Origin of the sequence: Candidatus Corynebacterium faecigallinarum, from assembly GCF_052264515.1 — a bacterium.
Classification (GTDB): Bacteria; Actinomycetota; Actinomycetes; order Mycobacteriales; family Mycobacteriaceae; genus Corynebacterium; species Corynebacterium faecigallinarum.
Genome location: NZ_JBQQOC010000002.1, coordinates 1 through 19,603, shown reverse-complemented (window position 1 = coordinate 19,603; position 19,603 = coordinate 1). Strand labels below are relative to the sequence as shown.

Annotated in this window: 17 protein-coding genes; 6 read left to right on the top strand and 11 right to left on the bottom strand. The window is 67.3% G+C overall.

Annotated features, from left to right (window positions below):
* Positions 1 to 97 precede the first annotated feature (97 nt).
* From ACTXPP_RS01265 to ACTXPP_RS01250, 4 genes are all read right to left on the bottom strand, one after another.
* A complete protein-coding gene (locus tag ACTXPP_RS01265; protein WP_443340493.1) occupies positions 98 to 1,825 on the bottom strand; it encodes an ABC transporter ATP-binding protein in 1,728 nt (575 codons plus the stop codon).
* On the bottom strand, positions 1,822 to 3,534 hold the full coding sequence (locus ACTXPP_RS01260) for an ABC transporter ATP-binding protein (RefSeq protein WP_443340492.1): 1,713 nt from the start codon (positions 3,532 to 3,534) through the stop codon (positions 1,822 to 1,824). Before ACTXPP_RS01260 ends, ACTXPP_RS01265 begins: the two co-directional genes overlap by 4 nt.
* A gap of 387 nt (positions 3,535 to 3,921) precedes the next feature.
* The gene (locus ACTXPP_RS01255) at positions 3,922 to 5,850 is read right to left on the bottom strand and encodes a fructose-specific PTS transporter subunit EIIC (RefSeq protein WP_443340627.1); all 1,929 of its coding nucleotides are present in this window, start codon (positions 5,848 to 5,850) and stop codon (positions 3,922 to 3,924) included.
* A gap of 30 nt (positions 5,851 to 5,880) precedes the next feature.
* Complete coding sequence (locus ACTXPP_RS01250; RefSeq protein WP_301494870.1) at positions 5,881 to 6,309, bottom strand: OsmC family peroxiredoxin; 429 nt, start codon at positions 6,307 to 6,309, stop codon at positions 5,881 to 5,883.
* Between the two features lie 82 nt (positions 6,310 to 6,391).
* On the opposite strand from ACTXPP_RS01250, the gene ACTXPP_RS01245 reads away from it, so the two are divergent.
* Positions 6,392 to 7,168, top strand: a complete 777-nt coding sequence (locus ACTXPP_RS01245; protein WP_443340491.1) for an HAD family hydrolase — start codon at positions 6,392 to 6,394, stop codon at positions 7,166 to 7,168.
* Here the strand turns inward: ACTXPP_RS01245 and ACTXPP_RS01240 are convergent.
* From ACTXPP_RS01240 to ACTXPP_RS01230, 3 genes are all read right to left on the bottom strand, one after another.
* Complete coding sequence (locus ACTXPP_RS01240) at positions 7,165 to 8,115, bottom strand: VanZ family protein (RefSeq protein ID WP_443340490.1); 951 nt, start codon at positions 8,113 to 8,115, stop codon at positions 7,165 to 7,167. The two genes, ACTXPP_RS01245 and ACTXPP_RS01240, sit on opposite strands and share 4 nt — an antisense overlap.
* Positions 8,116 to 8,249: 134 nt before the next feature.
* Entirely contained in the window at positions 8,250 to 8,942 is a 693-nt protein-coding gene (locus ACTXPP_RS01235; RefSeq protein ID WP_443340489.1) for an energy-coupling factor transporter transmembrane component T family protein, read from the bottom strand.
* Positions 8,939 to 9,736, bottom strand: coding sequence for an ECF transporter S component (locus ACTXPP_RS01230; protein ID WP_443340488.1), 798 nt, complete (start codon positions 9,734 to 9,736; stop codon positions 8,939 to 8,941). The genes ACTXPP_RS01235 and ACTXPP_RS01230 overlap by 4 nt, the downstream gene beginning before the upstream one ends.
* A 132-nt stretch (positions 9,737 to 9,868) precedes the next feature.
* Here ACTXPP_RS01230 and ACTXPP_RS01225 point away from each other — a divergent pair, with 132 nt between their 5' ends.
* Together ACTXPP_RS01225 and metE are read left to right on the top strand one after the other, a co-directional pair.
* On the top strand, positions 9,869 to 10,474 hold the full coding sequence (locus ACTXPP_RS01225) for a class I SAM-dependent methyltransferase (RefSeq protein WP_443340486.1): 606 nt from the start codon (positions 9,869 to 9,871) through the stop codon (positions 10,472 to 10,474).
* 286 nt (positions 10,475 to 10,760) lie between these two features.
* The gene (gene metE, locus ACTXPP_RS01220; RefSeq protein ID WP_443340485.1) at positions 10,761 to 13,109 is read left to right on the top strand and encodes a 5-methyltetrahydropteroyltriglutamate--homocysteine S-methyltransferase; all 2,349 of its coding nucleotides are present in this window, start codon (positions 10,761 to 10,763) and stop codon (positions 13,107 to 13,109) included.
* A gap of 56 nt (positions 13,110 to 13,165) precedes the next feature.
* On the opposite strand, the gene ACTXPP_RS01215 is transcribed toward metE, so the two are convergent.
* Complete coding sequence (locus ACTXPP_RS01215) at positions 13,166 to 13,768, bottom strand: MarR family winged helix-turn-helix transcriptional regulator (protein WP_443340484.1); 603 nt, start codon at positions 13,766 to 13,768, stop codon at positions 13,166 to 13,168.
* A 199-nt stretch (positions 13,769 to 13,967) separates the two neighbouring features.
* On the opposite strand from ACTXPP_RS01215, the gene ACTXPP_RS01210 reads away from it, so the two are divergent.
* Complete coding sequence (locus tag ACTXPP_RS01210) at positions 13,968 to 14,903, top strand: patatin-like phospholipase family protein (RefSeq protein ID WP_443340483.1); 936 nt, start codon at positions 13,968 to 13,970, stop codon at positions 14,901 to 14,903.
* Positions 14,900 to 15,946, top strand: a complete 1,047-nt coding sequence (locus tag ACTXPP_RS01205; RefSeq protein ID WP_443340482.1) for a 1-acyl-sn-glycerol-3-phosphate acyltransferase — start codon at positions 14,900 to 14,902, stop codon at positions 15,944 to 15,946. Before ACTXPP_RS01210 ends, ACTXPP_RS01205 begins: the two co-directional genes overlap by 4 nt.
* Positions 15,947 to 16,006: 60 nt before the next feature.
* Here the strand turns inward: ACTXPP_RS01205 and ACTXPP_RS01200 are convergent, their stop codons facing one another.
* Genes ACTXPP_RS01200 through ACTXPP_RS01190 form a run of 3 tightly spaced genes read right to left on the bottom strand, consistent with a single transcriptional unit; the run spans position 16,007 to position 18,046 of the window.
* Positions 16,007 to 16,435, bottom strand: coding sequence for a DUF1801 domain-containing protein (locus ACTXPP_RS01200; RefSeq protein WP_301494456.1), 429 nt, complete (start codon positions 16,433 to 16,435; stop codon positions 16,007 to 16,009).
* 26 nt (positions 16,436 to 16,461) lie between these two features.
* Positions 16,462 to 16,965 (bottom strand): GNAT family N-acetyltransferase, encoded by a 504-nt coding sequence (locus tag ACTXPP_RS01195; RefSeq protein ID WP_443340481.1) that lies wholly within the window; start codon positions 16,963 to 16,965, stop codon positions 16,462 to 16,464.
* A 10-nt stretch (positions 16,966 to 16,975) separates the two neighbouring features.
* Complete coding sequence (locus ACTXPP_RS01190; RefSeq protein ID WP_443340625.1) at positions 16,976 to 18,046, bottom strand: ATP-binding protein; 1,071 nt, start codon at positions 18,044 to 18,046, stop codon at positions 16,976 to 16,978.
* A gap of 492 nt (positions 18,047 to 18,538) precedes the next feature.
* Between ACTXPP_RS01190 and ACTXPP_RS01185 the strand changes: the two genes are divergently transcribed.
* Positions 18,539 to 19,555 (top strand): serine hydrolase domain-containing protein, encoded by a 1,017-nt coding sequence (locus tag ACTXPP_RS01185; RefSeq protein ID WP_443340480.1) that lies wholly within the window; start codon positions 18,539 to 18,541, stop codon positions 19,553 to 19,555.
* Positions 19,556 to 19,603 lie beyond the last annotated feature (48 nt).

Below are 19,603 nucleotides of genomic sequence, written 5' to 3'. Positions count from 1 at the left end.
GAAGAGGCCGGGCACGTTGGTGCTCGGGCAGCCCTGGCGGTGAACCAACACCGCTGGGGTTGTTCCTTGTCTACTTTACACAGCACATGCGACACCGTCACCCGGCATGCTGCGCGGCCCACAACCGGGCGTACTGACCGCCAGACTCCAGCAACTGCTCGTGGGTACCGTCCTCGATGATCCGCCCGTGTTCCATGACGATGATCCGGTCGCAGGCCGCGGCCTGGCTCAGCCGGTGGGCGATGACCACGCCGGAGCGTCCCTGCAGGACGGCGGCAGCGGCGTCGTCCAGCACATGGGCGTGTGCCGAACCTGCTTCGGCCGTGGCTTCGTCGAGGATCGCCAGGTCCGGGTCGGCGAGCAGCACCCGCACCAGGGCGATGTGCTGGGAATCCGCGGTGGTCAGCGCATAGCCCTGGGGACCGAGATCGGTGTCCAGGCCGTCCGGCAGTTGCGCGAGCAGATCCTCGGCACCCGCAGCGGTGACCGCGGCGATGATCTGCCCGTCCGTGACCTCGGTGGTGCCCAGTGCGAGATTGTCGCGCAGGGTGGCGGCGAAGACGTGGGTCTCCTGGCTGATCAGCGCGGTTTTCGCTGGAACGGTCACCTCACCGCTGTCCGCGGTGTGCACCCCGGCCAGCAGGGAGGCGACCGTGGTCTTGCCGGCACCGGTGGTGCCGACGACCGCCAGGTGCTCGCCGGGTGCGATGTGCACCGTGACGTCGTGGAGGACCTGTGGGCCTTCGGTGTAGGAGAAACTGACGTCGGTGAGTCCGGCCGCGTCGCTGACTGCGGGCCCGGGGCGTCCTGCGTCCTGTGCAAGGTCGGTGACCCCCACGATCCGGCTCAGCGATGCGGTGGCCAGCTGCAGAGTGTCGATGACGCTCATCAGTGCCCGTATCGGCCCCTGCAGCCGCAGGAAGAACAGCACCGCCGTGGTCGCCGCACCCACGGTGACCGCAGCGCCGTCCACCAGCACGAAGCCGATGACCAGCACCACGGTGACGGCGACGGCGAAGGCGGCGTCGATCCGCCAGTTGAACATCGAGATCACGGTGCGGGCGCGCAGTGACCAGCCGGCGACTGCCCAGGAGGCACGTCCGATGCGCTGCTGGTGCAGGTCGTCCAGCCCGAAAGCGGTGAGGGTGTCGATGCCGCGCAGCGAGGAGAGGACGTGGTGCGCGCGGGTGCCGAAAGCGATGCGTTGGGCGGCGTACATCGGCGGCGCGAGACGCAGGTACCAGCGCAGCGCCAGCCAGTACACCGGCAGCATCACCACCAGAATCAGCCCGAACCTCCAGTCCAGGGCGCTCATCCCGGCCACGGTCAGCAGCACGGTGAATACCGTCGAGGACAGCACCGGCACGACCTGTTGCAGTGCCCCGGACACCTGGGCGACGTCGTCGCTGGCCCGGCTGATCAGATCGCCGGTGCCGCTGCGTTCCACGCGCTGCTGCGGCAACCGCAGTGCGGTGGCCACGAGGTGTTCGCGGATCCCGGCGAGCACGCGTTCGCAGCAGTAGTTCGCGAAGAGCACGCCCACGATCTGCAGTGCCCCGCCGACGACGATGGAGCCGATGATCGCCACGGCGTAACCCCACGGCGGCCAACCGTCGCCGTCGCCGGTGATGTCGTCGACGACCCGGCCGAGGGTGGCCGGGGCGATCAGTTCGATGCCGGCGGCGACGGCGGCGATGATCGCGGAGACCACGAGCATCCAGCGTCGGCCGGTGAGTTCCTGCCACAGCACCCGGGCGGTGCGTGGGCCGGTGGCGGTGGGTAGGCGGTCGCCGATGTCGGTGTCGGTGTCGGTGTTCGTTTTCACAGCGTCACCACCCGGTCGCAGGAATTCAGCAGGGTGGCAGATTCGGTGACGATGAGGGTGGTGCGTCCCGCACGCATGCCGGCGATGCCCTCGGCGATGTGGTGTTCGGTGATGGCGTCGACGGCGGTGGTCGGGTCGTGCAGCACCAGGACCGGCGCCTCGACGGCCAGGGCCCGGGCCAGGGCGATGCGTTGGCGTTGCCCACCGGAGAGCCGGGTGCCGGATTCGCCGACGCGGCTGTCCGCACCGTCCGGCAGGGCGGTGAGGATGTCCGTGCAGGACGCCGCGACCAGTGCGTCCTGCATCGCCGCGGGGCTCGCGGCCGAGGGGGCGAGATTGTCGGTGACGGTGCCGTCGAAGATGTCGGCGGCGTGTGGGGTGACCAGGACGCTGCGCCGGTACAGCTCCAGCGGAACATCTGCTGCGGTGACCGTCTGCCCGTCGCCGTGCAGGACGACTCCCTCGTCACCGGAGGCAAGGTGGGCGACGAACTCGCGGGCCGGGGCGCCGGAGGCGCGGATGCCGACGCGTTCGCCGGGGTTCACGGTGATGTCGACGGCGGTGATTCCGAGATCGGCTGGTGGCTGCGCGTCACCGTGGCGCGGCGGGACGTCGTACGGCGTGTTCAGCAGGTCGAGGACTCGGGAGGCCGAGGCGACACCCGTGGCCCACACTGCGCCGATGGACCGCGGCAGTCCGGCGAGTGGGCCCATCATGAACTGGGTGACACCGACGACGGCGATGAGTTCACCGACGCTCAACTGGCCGTCCAATGCCATCGCGGTGGCACCGACGGCCAGGCCGGCGACGAGGCAGCCGGAGACCACGTTCATCGAGGCGAAGTAGATCCCACGGGAGTTCTGCAGCGTCAGTGCACCCTGCAGTGCCTCCTGGCTGACGGTGATGTAGCGGGCGGTGGAGTTCGCCTCGGCGCGTAGCCCCTTGATGGTGCGGTAGCCGGTGATCAGGTCGGCGGCCTGGCCGGTGGCGGCGGCGACCCGGGCCTGTTGTTGTTTGTTGCGGCGTTGCATGGGGCGCCCGGCCACGGCCATGATCCACATCATCAACGGGGCGCCGATGAGCACGGCCAGTCCCAGTGGCCAGGCGATGGTGAACAGGACGATTCCACCGGCGGCGATGGCGACGAGTTCGCCGACGGGGTACACGCCGAGCTGCATGGTGGCGCAGACGCGGAAGACATCGCCGGTGGCGACGGCCAGCTGTGCACCACCCAGGGTGCGGTTCTTCATGCCGGCCGGGTGCAGCAGGCGTTCGGTGACGGTCATGCGCAGGCGGTGCTGGACGGTCTGCATGCCGTACATGCCGCAGCGTGAACCGTAGCGGGTGGCCATGGAATTCACGACGACCAGCGCGATCACTGCGGCACACCAGAGGACGAGCTGGCCGGTGTTGCCGGTGGCGATACCGGAGTCGACCGCGGTACCGGCAGCGACGGGCAGTAACGCTCCGGCGACCTGACTGAGACCCAGCAGGAACGCTGCGGGGATGGTGAATCGGCGGGCGGCGAAGATGATGCGCCAGATGAACTGGACCGGGGTGGTGTCCGCGTCGTAGTCGACCGGGTTGCGGGACGGCGGGGTCGGTGAGGCCTGGAAGAACAGCGGCCAGCGGATACCGAAGAGGTGGCTGCGTAGCGCTTCGCCGTCGGCGGCGGGAACAACTCCCGGGCGGTGCTGCGGTCGTGGCATTGACGGATGTTCCTCCTGACGACCCCGTCAGTGAGGTCTCCCTGCAAGCTTGCCATGCCGTTCGGACAGGAAGTTGTCCGCAGCGGTCGGTGCTTGAACGGAATACAGCATCGCCGTCCGTGTCCGGACCGGTCGCGATAGAAAGAACCTCGCCGCCACGGTCCTGATCGGGATCACAGTGGCAAGCGAGGTAGTAGATATCGCAAACCGACATCCTCGGATGGTTCAGGTAGGAGCCTGAACCGAAGAGGCCGGGCACGTTGGTGCTCGGGCAGCCCTGGCAGTGTTGGAAGCACTTCCGGGGCTGTTTTATGTGCAGTACTTTCAACCGAGGTCGAAAGGTCTGACACCCATGACAGTACACGGCTCGACGGACACTGTCACTGGTCACGCAGGCACGGCACCGACGTCCTCGACACCGAGATCCTTCACCAGGTCGACGACGTCTTCCGCGGACGACGCAGACCGCAACGATTCGCGGAAATCGTCCTTCATCAGGGCGCGGGCAAGCTTCGCGAGGATCTTGAAATGCTGTTCACCCGCATCCTCCGGTACCGCGATGGGGAATACGAGGTCGACCGGTTCATCGTCCGGAGCGTCCCACTCCACCGGCGTCGCCAACCGCCCGAACGCCAGCGTCGGGACGCTCACCGCCGCGGTCCGGGCGTGCGGGATGGCCACACCGTTGCCCACCGCGGTGGTGGACTGTTCCTCGCGTGCCAAGGCTGCGTCGACGACGGGGCTGACGTCGAGACGTCCCTGCTTCTCCGCCTGTCCGGCGAGGGCACGGATCACCGCGTCCCGGTCGGTGGCGGCACTGGTCAGCACCACGGTATCGGCGTCGATGAGGTCGGACGGCGTGTCCTTACCGTTGTCGTTGCCGTTGTCACTGCCTTTACCGCCGACCGTCACCGCCATCAGCAGCAGCGGCACCGCCGAGGTGACCACCACACCGACGACCAGGGCAAGGAAGAACCAGGCGATGCCCTCGACCGCGCCGAGGACGGCGACGATCGGCCCGCCGTGCATCACATTGTCCTTCACCCCGAACAGGCCGGCCAGCGCACCGGCGACCGCGCCACCGATGACATTGGCCGGGATGATCTGCAGCGGACGCGCGACCGCCAACGGGATCGCACCCTCCGAGATACCGAAGAAGCCCATGAACAGACCGGCTATACCGGAGTCCCGCTCCGACTTGTTGAACCGGTGGCGGGCGACCAGTGTGGTCACCCCGGCGGCCAGCGGCGGCACGGCAATGGCCGCGGCCGCCATGCCCATCGGGGCAGCGTTTCCGGTGGCGATCAGACCCCCGGCGAACAGGAACGCCGTCTTGTTCAGCGGGCCGCCCATGTCGAAGGCGATCATCGCGCCGATGATCACACCGAGCAGCAGCACCGAGGAACCCTGCAGTCCCTCCAGCCATTCCGTCATCGCCTCGAAGAGGTTGGCGATCGGCAGGCCGAGCAGGTAGATGAACAGCGCACCGACGATGAGGGTGGTCAGCACCGGAATGACGATGATCGGCCAGATCGGCTGGATGTGCTTGTGCACCGGGATCTTGCGGATCGCCAGGGCGATGTAACCGGAGAGAATACCGGTGATGATGCCGCCGATGAACCCGGCGTCCGCCTCCGATCCGTACAGGTCACCGGTGACGGCGACCAGGCCGGTGATGAAGCCCGGTGCCAGGCCCGGTCTATCGGCGATGGCCATGGCGATGTAGCCGGACAACACCGGCACCATCAGGGAGAACGCCAGCCCGCCGAGCTGGTTCAGGGTGTCCCAGAAGGAGTCCTCGGGGATCACCAGGCCCTCGGCACTCGGCTCACCGCCGATCGACAGGGCGACGGCGATCATCAGCCCGCCGGTGACCACGAACGGGATCATGTGGGAGACGCCGTTCATCAGCGCACGGTAGAGGTCGTCGCCGAACCTGCGCAGGAACGGGCGGTCGTCGTGGGACGCCGTGTCGGACGCAGCGTCCGACATACCGCCCGCTTCGTCGCCGGTCGCGACAGGCGCGCTCAACGCCTTCTCCAGCAGCTCAGCCGACTTCTTGATCCCGTCGTCCACCCCGGTGGAGACCACCGGTTTCCCGACGAAGCGGGAGGTGTCGATCGCCAGGTCGGCGGCGATCACGACGGCGGCAGCGTCCAGAATCTCTTTGTCGGTGAAGGCACTCTCCACGCCGATGGAGCCGTGGGTCTCCACGCGGACGCGCACGCCCGCCTTCTCGGCGGCGGCCTCCAGGTTCTCGGCGGCCATGTAGGTGTGCGCGATGCCGGTCGGGCAGGCGGTGACCGCCAGGACCAGCGGCTGTTCCGGTGTGCTCTTGACTGTTCGCTACTCGAAGCGCAGTTCCTTGGGCACCGACTTCAGGGCGGTGGAGACCGGGCAATTCTCCTTGGCCCAGCGGGCCTTCTCCCGGAAGTCCTCGGCACTCATACCGGGCACGTCCCCGCTGATGGTGAGTGTGATGCCGGTGATCCCTCCCTTGGACGGGTCGAAGGTCACCGCGGCGCGGGCGTCCAGTGTGGTGGCGGGGTGACCGTCCTCGGCCAGCCCGTTGGACAACTGCATCGTGTAGCAGGACGCGAGCGCGGCACCGAGCAGCTCCTCGGGGTTGGTCGTCCCGGCACCGGCCTCGGTGCGGGCCTTCCAGCTGGTGTCGAAGGTGGCGACCTTGGAGGTCTCCAGGGTGGCGCTGCCTGACCCCTCGAACAGGCTTCCTTCCCAGTGGGCGCTTGCTTCGCTGACGGATGGCTTCGGCATGGTGCTTCCTTTCATTCGTGGTGGATGTGTGGTGGGATCCAGCGTACGCGCGGTGCCGGACTCGGTCGCTAGGCTTGCGGGCATGAAGATCGCTGCCTTTGACTTCGACGGCACCATCCTCTTCGACGACGGCATCGCCGAAGACACGCTGGCCGCCATCCACGACTGGCAGGCCGCCGGGAACCTCGCCGTCGCCGCCACCGGCAAGTCCCTCTCCGCCACACAATTCGCCCTGCGGGACTACGACCTGAGCTTCGACTACTCCGCGGTCTTCACCGGTGCTGTGCTGACCGACCAGCGGTGGGACGTCCTGCACCGTTCGACCCTGGACCCGGCGATGGTGCGCCGGATCGTGGAGCACCTCTCCAGCATCGACGGCATCTCCGTCTACGGCACCATGCTCGGTGGCCGGGACGTTCGGTTCAGCTCGACGATCAACAATGAGCCGCCCACCTCGGTCCTCACCGACTTCCTGGACATGGACATCGCCGGGATCGACACGCTCACCGGCGCCCAATTCGTCGGCGTGCCGGTGCGGATTCCCGACAACGAGGAGTTGCGCGATCGGATCCACCGGGAGATCAGCGCGTCATACGAGGTGGGGTGCGTGGTGAACCAGAACTTCGTCGACGTGCTGCCCGTCGGTGCGTCCAAAGGCGCGGGGTTGGACTGGCTTGTCGACCACCTGGCACTGCCGCGCGAGGACGTGGAGCTGATCAGCTTCGGCGACTCCTGGAACGACCTGTCGATGCACGCGGTGGCTGACCGGGCGTTCTCCTTCCCCTGGTCACCGGATGCATTGAAGGAGGCCACCGGGGAGGTCATCGGGTCGGTGGCGGAGGTCCTGCCGAGACTCTAGCGTTGCCGTGCGTCGACGAGTTCCTGCCCACTGACCAGGCCGGGGAGGTCTCTGCCTTGCTGCGTCACGAACACGAGGACGATGCACACCACCGCGAACAGCCACGACACCCACCCGATGCCCGGGATGAGCCCGAGCAGCCCGTACCCGCCTATCCCACCGAGGTAACGAAGCGGCCGGGAGAGTGGTGGAGGAAGGGCACCACCCCGGTACCGCAACTGCACGGCGAGGTCGCCGATGGTCGCGCCCGTGGTTAGCACCGCGACCGGCCAGATGACGAGGGCCACACCCGGCCCCACCAGCGAGGCGATCTCCCCCTCGAGGACGGCGTCGCGCTGACCTGTCACATCCAGGATGAGCTGTACGGAGACGGACACGGACACGCTGACCAAGGTGAACCCGAGCCAGTCGCAGAGCATCGCGAGAAGACGTCCTCCGCGGGTGACAGGGCGCGGTTCACCTGCGTCCTGGGTGGGCGCCATACCCCGGTGCCGACGAGGTACGACCAGAGCGAGCAGCGAACCGCAGAGCGCACCGACGGTGTTGGTGATCAGGTCATCCACATCAAAGACGCGGTACGCGCAGTCGTAGATCCCCCATACGCCGGTGAGTTGCGTGAACTCGATCAACAACGAGGTACCCAGTCCGGCCAGCACTGCCGTGGGTATCCCACGTCCGCCGAGCACACGCACCAGGAACCCCAACGGGATGAACAGCAGGACGTTCAGCGCGAGCTGCAGCACCCCTGGGTCGGTGAGCGGGTCCCCGGGGCGTCGTACCGCGACCCGTAGGGTGTCCACGGACTGCAGGGGGTCAGTGTTGGTGCCTGCGCACTGGAAGCCCGATGTACTGTCCGGCAGCGGAAGCAGGGTGTACGACCAGATCGCCCAGAAGTAGATCAGCGCCGCGGCCCGCAGCAGCGTCCTGCCCGCCCCCAGGTCGACCACGACGACGGTAACTCAGCGTCACAAAGGGGTGAACAGCACCGCACTCGCCGCCACACCGATCAGAACCGCCATCAACGCGGGGAAGACACTGTCAGACATGCGGTGATTCTAACGCGATCGAACAGAGCGGCGTCCTACACCACCGCAGCAAGGACGAGCACCGCGACGACTCCGGCGACTATCAGCCAGCGACACACCTGCTGGACCAGGGAATCCGGCACCGGCAGCAGCAGCGTGCGCGGGCCCGGTTCACCGATGCCGGTGCGCTGCAGGGGCCGGGCGCGCTGGGCGGCATCGTCGATCAGGCCGACGACCAGCGGCAGGACGGTCGCGCCACGGGAACGCCAGGTGTCGACGTCCACCCCGCGGGACGCCTGGACCTGCCGGATCGTCCGCCACCGCTGCTGCGCCATCGGCAGCAGACGCACCACCGTGCCGACCATGTAGACCAACGGCGCCGGGACGGACAACTGCAACCGACGCATCAGCGCGTCCGCGTCGACGAAACTGCCCACCACCAGTCCGGCGCAGGTCATCGCCATGAAGCGCAGGCCCAGGCCGGTGGCGACCGCCGCACCGTCGGAGGTGACCGGAATCAGGAACCGGGCGACCTCCACATCACCGAAGGGCACGTAGATCAGCAGATACGACAGGAACGCCGGCACTGACAGGACCAGCCCGGCGATGAGTGCACGGCGGTGGCGGCGTCCGACGAAAGCCAGGAGTACGGCAAGGGCGATGAAGGCGGTCGAGACCCACACGTCGTGCAGGACCATCACCGTGATGATCGCGCACGCCGCAGCGGTGAGCGGGGTCAGTGGGCTCATACTCGGTCGGGCGCGGCTTTCCGGTCCAGAGAACGCTCAGCGTCATCCGGTGCGAAGGTGCGGCGCGAACGTTGCGGCAGCGAGCGGACGACCACCCACACCACGAGGAAGACGATGAGCTTGTCCAGCGGGTCGGAGGTCCACGACTGCAGGAACACCGCGGTGGTCTGCGAGGCACCGAGGCCCTGGTAGAAGCTGACGAGCAGACCGGTGCCGGTGCCGGCGGTACCGCCGAAGATGAACGAGGCGACAGGGGCGGAGACCAGCGCCGAGAAGAAACCGAGTACCAGGGCAGCGAGGGCGACCTTCCACCAGGAGGACTCGAAGAGCTTGCGCACCAGGCCCGCGGCCAGACCCAACAGGGCGTAGCCTGCGGCGAAGCAGATGATGGTCGGGTTGAACGTGCCCCACACCATCGCCGAGAGACCGCCGGTGGCCAGGCCAGCGGCTGGTCCGGCGAGCACACCGACGAGCACGGTACCGAAGGAGTCGAGGTACAGCGGCAGCGGCAGGCCCATGGTGCCCACGACCTGACCGACCACGATATTCAGCACCAGGGCGACCGGCATCAGCGCCAGGGTGCGCACCGGCAAGGTGGGGATCACCGCGATCGGCGCCATGATGGTGGGGACCAGGAATCCGACCAGGGCGATGGTGGTGGACGCCGAATCCGCCATGGAGGTGAAGTCGGAGTCGTCAGGCTGGTTGAGGACGAGGTAGAGCCAGGTCACCGCGTAGATGACGACGGCGATCGAGACGAGAGCGATACGCAGGGACTGTGACAGCGGACGCAACGAGGGCTCCTGGGGCAGGTGGAATGGCCCACGCGCTCCCGTATGTCACCTCGGGGATGCGCAGGGCGGTGACCTGTCACATTGTGCCGAGTCGACGCGCCAGGGGCAAGACAGGCGGGTAGCGTCTGCGGCATGACCTTTCCTGCCGAGTCCTACGAGGTGTCCTTCGGGACGCTGTGTTCCGGGACGGTCGAGCGGATGCTCGCCGACACCTCAGCGAGCGGTGGGGAGACTGGTCATCTTGATCTGGGATGCGGTACGGGCGGTCTCGCGGCAGCCGCGGTGGAGCGCGGTCGGGACGTCACCGTCGTCGACAGTGATCCCGCGATGGTCGCGCGGACGCGGAAGCGGGTGCCGCTGGCGGCGACCTACCGGGCCTCAGCGCTTGAGTTGCCGCTGGGGTCGGGGACCTTCGATGTGGTCACCGCGAACTTCCTGGTCAACCATCTCCCCGATCCGAGGCGCGGCATGGCCGAGATCGCGCGGGTGCTGCGTCCGGCCGGTCGCGCCGCGGTGACGATCTGGCCTACCGGGTCGCTCGCCTGGGACTGGGAGGTCACACCGTCGGACCTGTGGCGGGGCGTGTCCGGTGGCGTGGGAACTGCTGGTCGGACTTTCCTGGCACAGACTGCTGACGTGCAAGAACGAGCTGAACGGGAATTCTTCGACAGGGCCGGGGACGACACGCTCTCGTTCGCGATGACGGCCGCCTATGTGGTGGCTGAACGCCGGGGGTGAACTGGAATCACACGAACCGCTTGACAGACCAAGCGGTCTACTGGTTACCTAGTGCCCGAAGCAGTCGACGAGAGTCGAGTTTGACCTCCTGGAGCCCCGGACGAGGTCGAACCTGCAGGACACACCCACACATGTGAGCCGTCCTGTAGCGTGCGGACCCGCCCGCCACACCTGTGGCCTGCGCCGTCCACGTCCCGGGGCTTTTGTGTGCCCGGGGAGGGACAATCCGCGCGTGACGTCTCGCACCGACGGCGAGAACCGTACATCCACACGTGAAGGATCATTCGTGAACGCACAGATCAACGCCACCGTCGCCGGGGTTCCGCGCATCGGCCCGAAGCGCGAGCTCAAGAAGGCCCTGGAGACCTACTGGAAGGACGCGACCACCGGCCGCAACCTCGCCACCGTCGCCACCCAGCTGGTCAACCAGCAAGCCGACCGTCTCACCGGTGAGGGCCTGGACTCCGTCCCGACCATCGGCCGTAGCTTCTACGACTCGATGCTCGACACCTCCGCCCTGCTGGGCGCTCTGCCGGCCCGCGTGGCCGACATCGACGACCACGGCAACGACGGACTGCCCGCCTTCGTCGACCGTCTCTTCGCCGCCGCCCGCGGCACCGCCGAGCTCCCGGCCTCCGCAATGACCAAGTGGTTCGACACCAACTACCACTACATCGTCCCCGAGCTCGCCGCCGACACCGAGTTCCGCCTCGACGACGCCGCCCTGCTCGCCGACCTGGGCGACCAGCTCACCCGTGGCACCGCGGCACGTCCGGTCCTCATCGGCCCGCTGACCTACCTGGCCCTGGCCCGCACCACCGACGGTTCGGACGCGCTGACCCACCTCGAGGAGGTCTTCGAGGCCTACGCCCGCCTGCTGCCGCGGATCGCCGAGCGCGGCGCCGACTGGGTCCAGTTCGACGAGCCCTACCTGGTCACCGACGTCGACAAGGACTCCGACCGCAAGGCCGACCTGCTGGCCCGCACCCGCGCCGGCTACGAGAAGCTCGCTGCCGCCACCGACCTGAACCTGCTGGTCCAGACCTACTTCGGCGACGGCGACCTGGCCATCAAGACCCTCACCGGCACCGGCATCGCCGCCTTCGGTGTCGACCTGGTCACCGGCCGCACCGACGAGCGTCAGTCCGACGAGACCAACATCGCCGACGCTGACCTGCTGCCGTCCTGGAACGGTTCCGAGCAGCTGCTCGCCGGCGTCGTCGACGGCCGCAACATCTGGCGCACCGACCTGGCCCGCGCCCTGGAGACCCTCAAGGCCCTCGCCGCCCGCGGCCCGGTCGGTGTCTCCACCAGCTCCTCGCTGCTGCACGTCCCCTACTCCCTCGCCCAGGAGACCAGCCTCGACGACGACTCCGAGCTGCGTAGCTGGCTCGCCTTCGGCGCCGAGAAGGTCGCCGAGGTCGCCGTCCTGTCCCGCGCCCTGCGTGGTGAGGAGAAGGAGGGTGACGCCGAGGCTGTCGCCGAGGCCGAGGCCGCCGTGTCGTCCCGCAAGAACTCCGAGCGCACCCGCAACGCCGCGCTGCGCGAGCGCACCGGTGCCATCACCGACGCCGACCGCCACCGCAACCCCTTCGACCAGCGTCGTGAGGTCCAGGAGCGCGAGCTGGACCTGCCGCCGCTGCCGACCACCACCATCGGCTCCTTCCCGCAGACCGCCGAGATCCGTGCCGCCCGTGCCAAGCTGCGCACCGGCGAGTTCTCGGACGCGCAGTACCACGACGCGATGGTCGCCGAGATCAAGGACGTCATCGAGCGTCAGGAGGCCCTGGGCCTCGACGTGCTCGTCCACGGTGAGCCCGAGCGCAACGACATGGTGCAGTACTTCTCCGAGCAGCTCGAGGGCTACCACTCCACCGACCTGGCGTGGGTCCAGTCCTACGGCTCCCGCTGCGTGCGGCCCCCGATCCTGTTCGGTGACGTCACCCGCCCGAAGGCCATGACCGTCGAGTGGTTCAAGACCGCACAGTCCTTCACCGACAAGATCGTCAAGGGCATGCTCACCGGTCCGGTGACCATGCTGGCCTGGGCCTTCGTCCGTGACGACCAGCCGCTCGGCGAGACCGCCGACCAGGTCGCCCTGGCCCTGCGCGACGAGATCGACGACCTGGTGGACGCCGGCGCGAAGATCGTCCAGGTCGACGAGGCCGCCCTGCGTGAGCTGCTGCCGCTGCGCGCCGCCCAGCAGCCGTACTACCTGCAGTGGTCCGTCGGCTCCTTCCGCCTGGCCACCGCCGGCGTCGAGGACGTCACCCAGATCCACACCCACATGTGCTACTCCGAGTTCAACGAGCTCATCGGCACCATCGCGGACCTGGACGGCGACGTCACCTCCATCGAGGCCTCCCGTAACGGCATGCAGGTGCTGCACGCCCTGAAGGACTCCGGCTTCGAGCTGGCCGTCGGCCCGGGCGTCTGGGACATCCACTCCCCGCGCGTGCCGGACCAGGCCGAGGTCGACAAGCAGCTCGCCGACGCCCTCGAGGCCGTCCCGGCACGCCAGCTGTGGGTCAACCCGGACTGCGGTCTGAAGACCCGTGGCTGGGAGGAGACCACCGCCGCGCTGAAGGTGCTCGTCGCCGCGGCCGAGAAGGCTCGCGCCACCGTGAACGCCTGATTCTTCCCGCGTATGAGGAAAGCCCCACCTCGGTGGGGCTTTTTGCGCGGGGGCGACTAGGCGAATCGGGGGCGACGGCCCCAGATCATGGTCATCTCCATGGTGCCGGGGTGATCGCCGTGGCCACGGTGGCCGCGGTGTCCGTGGTGGCCGCGACCGTAACCGCCGCGCTCGCCGCGTCCGCCGCCACGACCTCCCCTGCCATCACGGTCCGGGAACTTCGCACGCAGGGACGCGCCGACCCTGTCGAGCATATCGGCCAGGTGCTCCTGCTCCTCGTCGCTGAGGACGTCGAAGGGGTCGTCCGTCTCGGGAGTCTCGGCAGTGGCTTCGCGACCGTCCTCGGTGATCTCGACGATCACCGTCCTGCGGTCACCGTCATCTCGTCGTCGTTCGACCAGTCCGGCGGACTCCAGCTTGCCGAGCAGCTCGCTGAGCGACTGCGGCCGTACGCCGAGCATGTACGCGAGTTCCTTCTGAGGCATGGGACTACGCAGCGTCAGGACGTGCAGGACGCGCCCCTGCCCGGCGCGCATCCCTGCGAAAGGTCGACCGGGGTGACCGGACATGTCGAGCCGGCGCATCATCATCGCCACATGAGTGAACTGGCTGGCCAGGTCTCGGTCGGCAATGTTGTTGAATTCAGTGTTGTCGTTCATGTTCTCTCCTCCGAGATACTTCGGCACCTGTCTTTCAGGTACCTGTGCACTATAGGGTACTCAGGTACCTGCAAAGGTCAACAGGTACCTACACATGTTTCATTTCCCCCAGTTCACCGTCACTTTTCTCCGCAGCCCGCCCACTCCACGCTGGTGTAACCACTGGGGAGCTGCCGACCGACCCGACTACCCTTTAGTCATGTCCACCCGCACACAACCTGAAGGGCCCGTCGCCTTCGTCCTCGGCGGCGGGGGAATCCGCGGCGCCGTCGAGGTCGGCCAGGCCAGGGCCGTCCTCGAACACGGAATCGTCCCCGACCTGGTCGTCGGAACATCCATCGGCGCGATCAACGGTGCGCTCATCGCCGCACACCCCAGCACGGACGCCGTCGAACCACTCATGGAGGCATGGACCTCCGAGAAGGCCCGGAAGGTCTACGGACAATCACTGTTCCGCCAGGCAGCCCGTCTGGTGCGACTGCGCAACCACACGCTGTCTCCGGCACCACTGAAGGACCTGCTCACCCAGTCCCTGGACCCCGAGACCACCTTCGCCGACCTGGCCGTCCCCTTCGCCACCGTCGCCTCGAGCGTGGAAGGAGCCTGCGAACGCTGGTTCACCTCGGGCCCGCTACTGCCGGCGGTGATGGCCTCAGCATCGGTCCCCGGGCTACTGCCGCCGACCCGGATCAACGGCGAGCACCTCTACGACGGCGGCCTCGTGGCGTCCATCCCACTGGGCAAGGCGATCGCCATGGGCGCGAAGACGATCTACGTGATGCAGGTCGGACGCATCGAAGAGCCACTGCACCGCCCCACGAACATCATCGGGTCGATGCGGGTGTCCTTCGAAATCGCCCGGCGCCACCGGTTCGCCAGCGATCTGGCCACCCTGCCGGACGGCGTGACCGTCCACGTCCTCCCGTCCGGGGGCGTGCCCCCTGGCGACAAGCGCAACGCGACGATTCCGACACTCACCGGCTCCGAAGACCGCATGGAGCAGGCCTACCGACGGTCCTCCGCCTTCCTCGCCGCCCAGCACACGGTGGACCACCGGATGAACCCGGACGGCGACCTGTCGATCGCGTCCCGCGACGGCATGACGGTGCGCGGTGGAGACACCGAATTGTCATGAGCAGCACCATGAGCCCCCGTCTGCCACCCACCTGGTTCCGCCGGGTCGTCCTTGCCCCGGCGGTGGTGGCACTGGCCGCCGTGCTGGTCTGGACGATACCGCTGTATCTGCTGGCTATCGTGGCGCTGGGACTGATTCCCAAGGTCGGCAGGGCGGTGCGGGTCCTGGGCGTGTTGGTGATCTACCTGGTCCTGGAGGGTGCACTGCTGGTGTCCCTGTTCGGCCTGTGGATCATCTCCGGGTTCGGCTGGCGTATCCACAGTCCCTGGTTCCGCGCCGCGCACTACCGGTTGACCGCCTGGATACTTCGGGTGTTGTTCACCTATGTGGACTGGAGCCTGCGGTTGAGCATCCGCTACTACGGCGACTTCGGCACCACACAGGGACACGGTGACCGGCCACAGGTGCTCGCGTCCCGGCATGCAGGACCCGGAGATTCCTTCACCCTGATCCACAGTCTGCTCAACGCATTCCACCGAAACCCGCGCATCGTGCTGAAGGACACCCTGCAGTGGGACCCGGCCATCGACGTCCTGATGAACCGGCTGTCGATGGTGTTCCTGCAGCCCACGTCCTTCACCGACCCCCGCAATCCGCAGCGTGGTGCCCGCTCGGTCGACCGCATCGCCGCCATGTCCGCGGCCATGGAGGACAGGGACACACTGATCGTCTTCCCCGAGGGCGGCAACTTCACCCAAGGTCGACGCCTCGCACGGATCAAGCAACTCACCGAGGACGGCCACGATGACCACGCAGAGATGGCGGCGGGAATGACGAATGTGCTGGCTCCCCGCCCCGGCGGTCTGTTCGCCGCCATCGACGCGCAGCCCGATGCCGGCGTGGTGTTCGTCGCACACACCGGCCTCGACAAGTTCGAGTCATTGGGTGAGATATGGAAGGCCCTGCCGATCGAGAAAACGCTCCACGTCAAGGGCTGGTACGTGCCCCCGGAGGACATCCCGGCCACCTACACGGACCGGGTCGACTGGCTGTACCACTGGTGGCGGAAAATCGATGCCTGGATCGACGCTGACCTGCGCTGATTGTGTTCCTTGTCAGGAGCCAGACATGCCGGAGCACCGGGGTCTCCGCGAGCTGCAGTCTCAGCTCGGTTCCTGGTCGTCGTCGACCGCGGCGTCCACCGCCCTGGCAACGCGCACCGTGCGTTCGACGAGAATGCGCAGGACGCTGGCGTCCACCTTCGACAGTCGCGTGACGTGCAGACATCCGGTCGTTGCCCGGTGCGGCCCAAGCTCCCCGAGCAGCTTCGGGTACTTCTCCTGGAAACCGCCGCCCAGGTAGACGGTGTGCTGACGGGCGTTCGTCGCGAAGGCCGCCAGGGGTACAGTGCCGCCGTGACCGGACTCGTAGCGGTAGCGTCCGATTCCGAAACCGATGATCCGGCCGGCCCACACCACCGGCTCCTCTCCCGTGACCTCCCGCATCATAGCGACCAGGTCGTCAGCCTCCGCGCGGCGCGGACCGGTCACCCGGTCGAGCACCTCGGTGTACGGCATGTCAGAGGGGGACATTGCGGGAGTCTTTGCGGCCATGATCGTCAGCGCCCTGCGAGGGTGGCCAGGTCGTCGCCGATCAGACGCTGGGTGGTCCATTCGTCCTGCGGGACAGCACCGATGGAGCGGTAGAAGGCGATGGACGGCTCGTTCCAGTCCAGCACCGTCCACTCCAGGCGGCTGTAGCCGCGTTCGACGCAGATCGCAGCGAGCGCGGACAGCAGCGCGGTGCCATAGCCGGAGCCGCGGAAGCGCTCATAGACGTAGAGGTCCTCGAGCCAGATGCCGTGGCGTCCGGTCCAGGTGGAGTAGGACAGGAACCACAGGGCGATGCCGCGGACCTGTTCGTCCTTCACCACGACATGCGCGAAGGCCTGCGGATTCTCCCCGAAGAGAGTCCCGGCAAGCATCTCCTCGGTGTTCTCCACCGCGTCCGGTTCCTTCTCGTACACGGCGAGGGCACGGATGCAGTCCAGGATGCCGGGGACATCGGACGGGCGGGCAGGACGCACCACGGCACCGTCGGGGAAGGGGCTCAGTTCAGTCATGCAGGTGATGCTACGCGCGGCGCGAGCGGACCAAGGTAGCCGCGTGGTCCCGGAGATAGTCCCTCAGGCCGGGCAGGGTGAACTCTATCCATCCGGGGCCTGCTGCCCTGATCACCCCGGCATCAAGGAGCCGTTGCCGGTACACCGAAATGTAGTTCTTCCGTACGCCCATCCGCTCAGCGATGTCCGATACCGAACTCGTGCCGTCGTCTTTCGCCATATTCACGAGAAGAGTCTTGTCAACATCGGAGAGATCACTGAGCGAGGTCGCATGAACCAGGTTTCCGAGCCTCCTCCGCGCCCGGTCAATCCCCTTGGCAGCCTCATCCACCCCGATATGACCGTCTTCCGCGCATCGCCACACGTTGTATCCGACCAGCTGAATCATGAACGGATACCCTTCAGTCGCCGCCACTGCAGCGTCAAGAGCTTCCTCGTCTGCGGTGACACCGGATCTCTCAATGGGGTCCTGCAGAGCTGACCGGACATCGTGGATCGAGACATTCCCGAGTTCCACACGTTCTGCCCGTCGGAGGAAGGTCAGTACGGCATCGTTGAGCAGGTCGGAGATCGCACCTGGCAGACCTGCCAGGATCAGCGCAAATGGACGCTGCTCCCGGACCAGGTGCTGCGCGAGCACTCCCAGTTGCCGAAACTCCTCGCGGTCTCCACCATGAACCTCATCGACGGAAATGACGATTCCGGTCCCGTGTCGCTCCAGGCTGTCGAGGAGCTGCGAGAGGGACTGCCGGAGACTGCTGTCCGGGCGATCCGTGTACTCGATGTTCACGCCTCCCACCGGAGTGGAGACCCCGGTGATAGGCGGATGCGACCGGTCTTCGCCACCCGTCTTTTCCGCCAGTCCGGCGACACCGTCCCTGAGACGTTCAATAAGCCCGGTGGTGGCCGTTTCCGACAGATGCAACCACCCCTCGGACCTCGCGGTATCTTCCATCGCGTTGAGCATGACGGTCTTCCCCGTCCCTCGCGGACCAGTGACCAGAGTGAGCAGCCCCGGAGGACCGGGGCCGTCGACAATGGACTCCTTGAAGTCGTCGAGTTCATCACCCCTTCCGACCATCAGGGGTGGAGTAGCACCCGCCGTCGGAGTGAACGGGTTCCGTCGGCGACCAACGGCGTCAGACTGCTGAAGCGGGGACACTGCAACCTCCTGGAGACCGACTGGAGTGCCTACGCCGCGTCCTTCACCTCATTCGGCAATCCGGTCCGGCTGGAACTACTGCGCCATATCCTCAACGGCACCCACCGGACCGCGGATCTCGCAGCTATGGACCATCTCGGCACCACCGGTCAGTTGCACCATCACCTGCGGCAACTCGTCGCTGCAGGTTGGGTGCACCAGGCAGGACGCGGATCCTACGAGATTCCTGTTGCCCGCATTGTCCCGCTCCTCGCCTGCCTCGCAGGAGTAATGCAATGAGAAAGAACGGTGCCGTGAAGAGAACCTTAAACCGAATCCTGACGTTTGTGGACTGGGCGACCGGCCCCCTTCCCCTCCAGATCGCAACGGGCGCCGAGGCGATCGCACGTCGCAGGAAGAAATCCCGCCGGGATGCCGGGGAGGACGACGATTACTCCCTCTGGACACCTCACCTCCGAGGCCCCCACATACGGCGATCATGACCTGGTCACGCAGTTCCGACGACTCGCTCCCGAGAAACCGACCTTGTTCGGTGCGTCCCTCGCCGTGGTCTCACCGGACGGGTCGCGGGTCAGCGGGATCGGCACGCCGACGGACCACACCTACCTGCTCGGTTCCGTCGGAAAAGCCTTCAACGGACTGATCTACTCCGCCATGGTCGCCGAGGGGCTGGTGCGACCGCAGGACACCCTCGACCAGTTCCTCCCGTTGGACGGCACCGCTGCTGGCCGGGCGACGCTGGAGTCCCTGCTGACCCACACCTCCGGACTTCCGTCGACCGGGGGTGGACGACGTACGTCACTCCGGATCACCTGGCGACTCCTCCACGGCCTGGACCCTCAACCGGAGACCCTCGACGACCTGGTCGTCCAACTCCGCGCAGCTCCCGCACGCCCGGGGCATTTCGACTACTCGAACCTCGGCGGGTCCGCCCTCGGCCATGCTTTGGCCAAGGCAGCCGGAACGTCCTACCCGGAACTCGTCGCCGACCGCCTCGCCGGACCAGTGGGGCGTCCCACCATCCACGTCCCCTCCCCCGGTGACACCGAAGGACCCCGCGACGCCCACGGCCTGAGCGTGGTCAACCGCTCCCAGGAGCAGTGGACAGGCGAGGGTTACGCGCCGGCGGGCGGGATCCGGGCGTCCGCCGAAGACATGTCCGTGCTGATGGAGCGGATGCTCAACGACCCGCTGCCGGGCTGGCAGAACGCCTTCACCCCGCTGTTCCGGAACGACAGCACCGACAGTGTGCGCATCGGCGCAGGATGGATGCTGCAACCCAACCTCGCGTGGCACAACGGTGCCGCCAGCGGGTTCTGCTCCGTGGTCGTCCTCGACCGGGAAGCCCGGCGCGGGGCGTCCATCTCGGTGATCGACGGCACCATGCAGGCCGACCTACTGCCGGTGGCGCTGGAACTGTTGCGCTGACTCAGGCGCGGGCTATCTGGACAATCCCGGCGATCATCCCGCCTAACA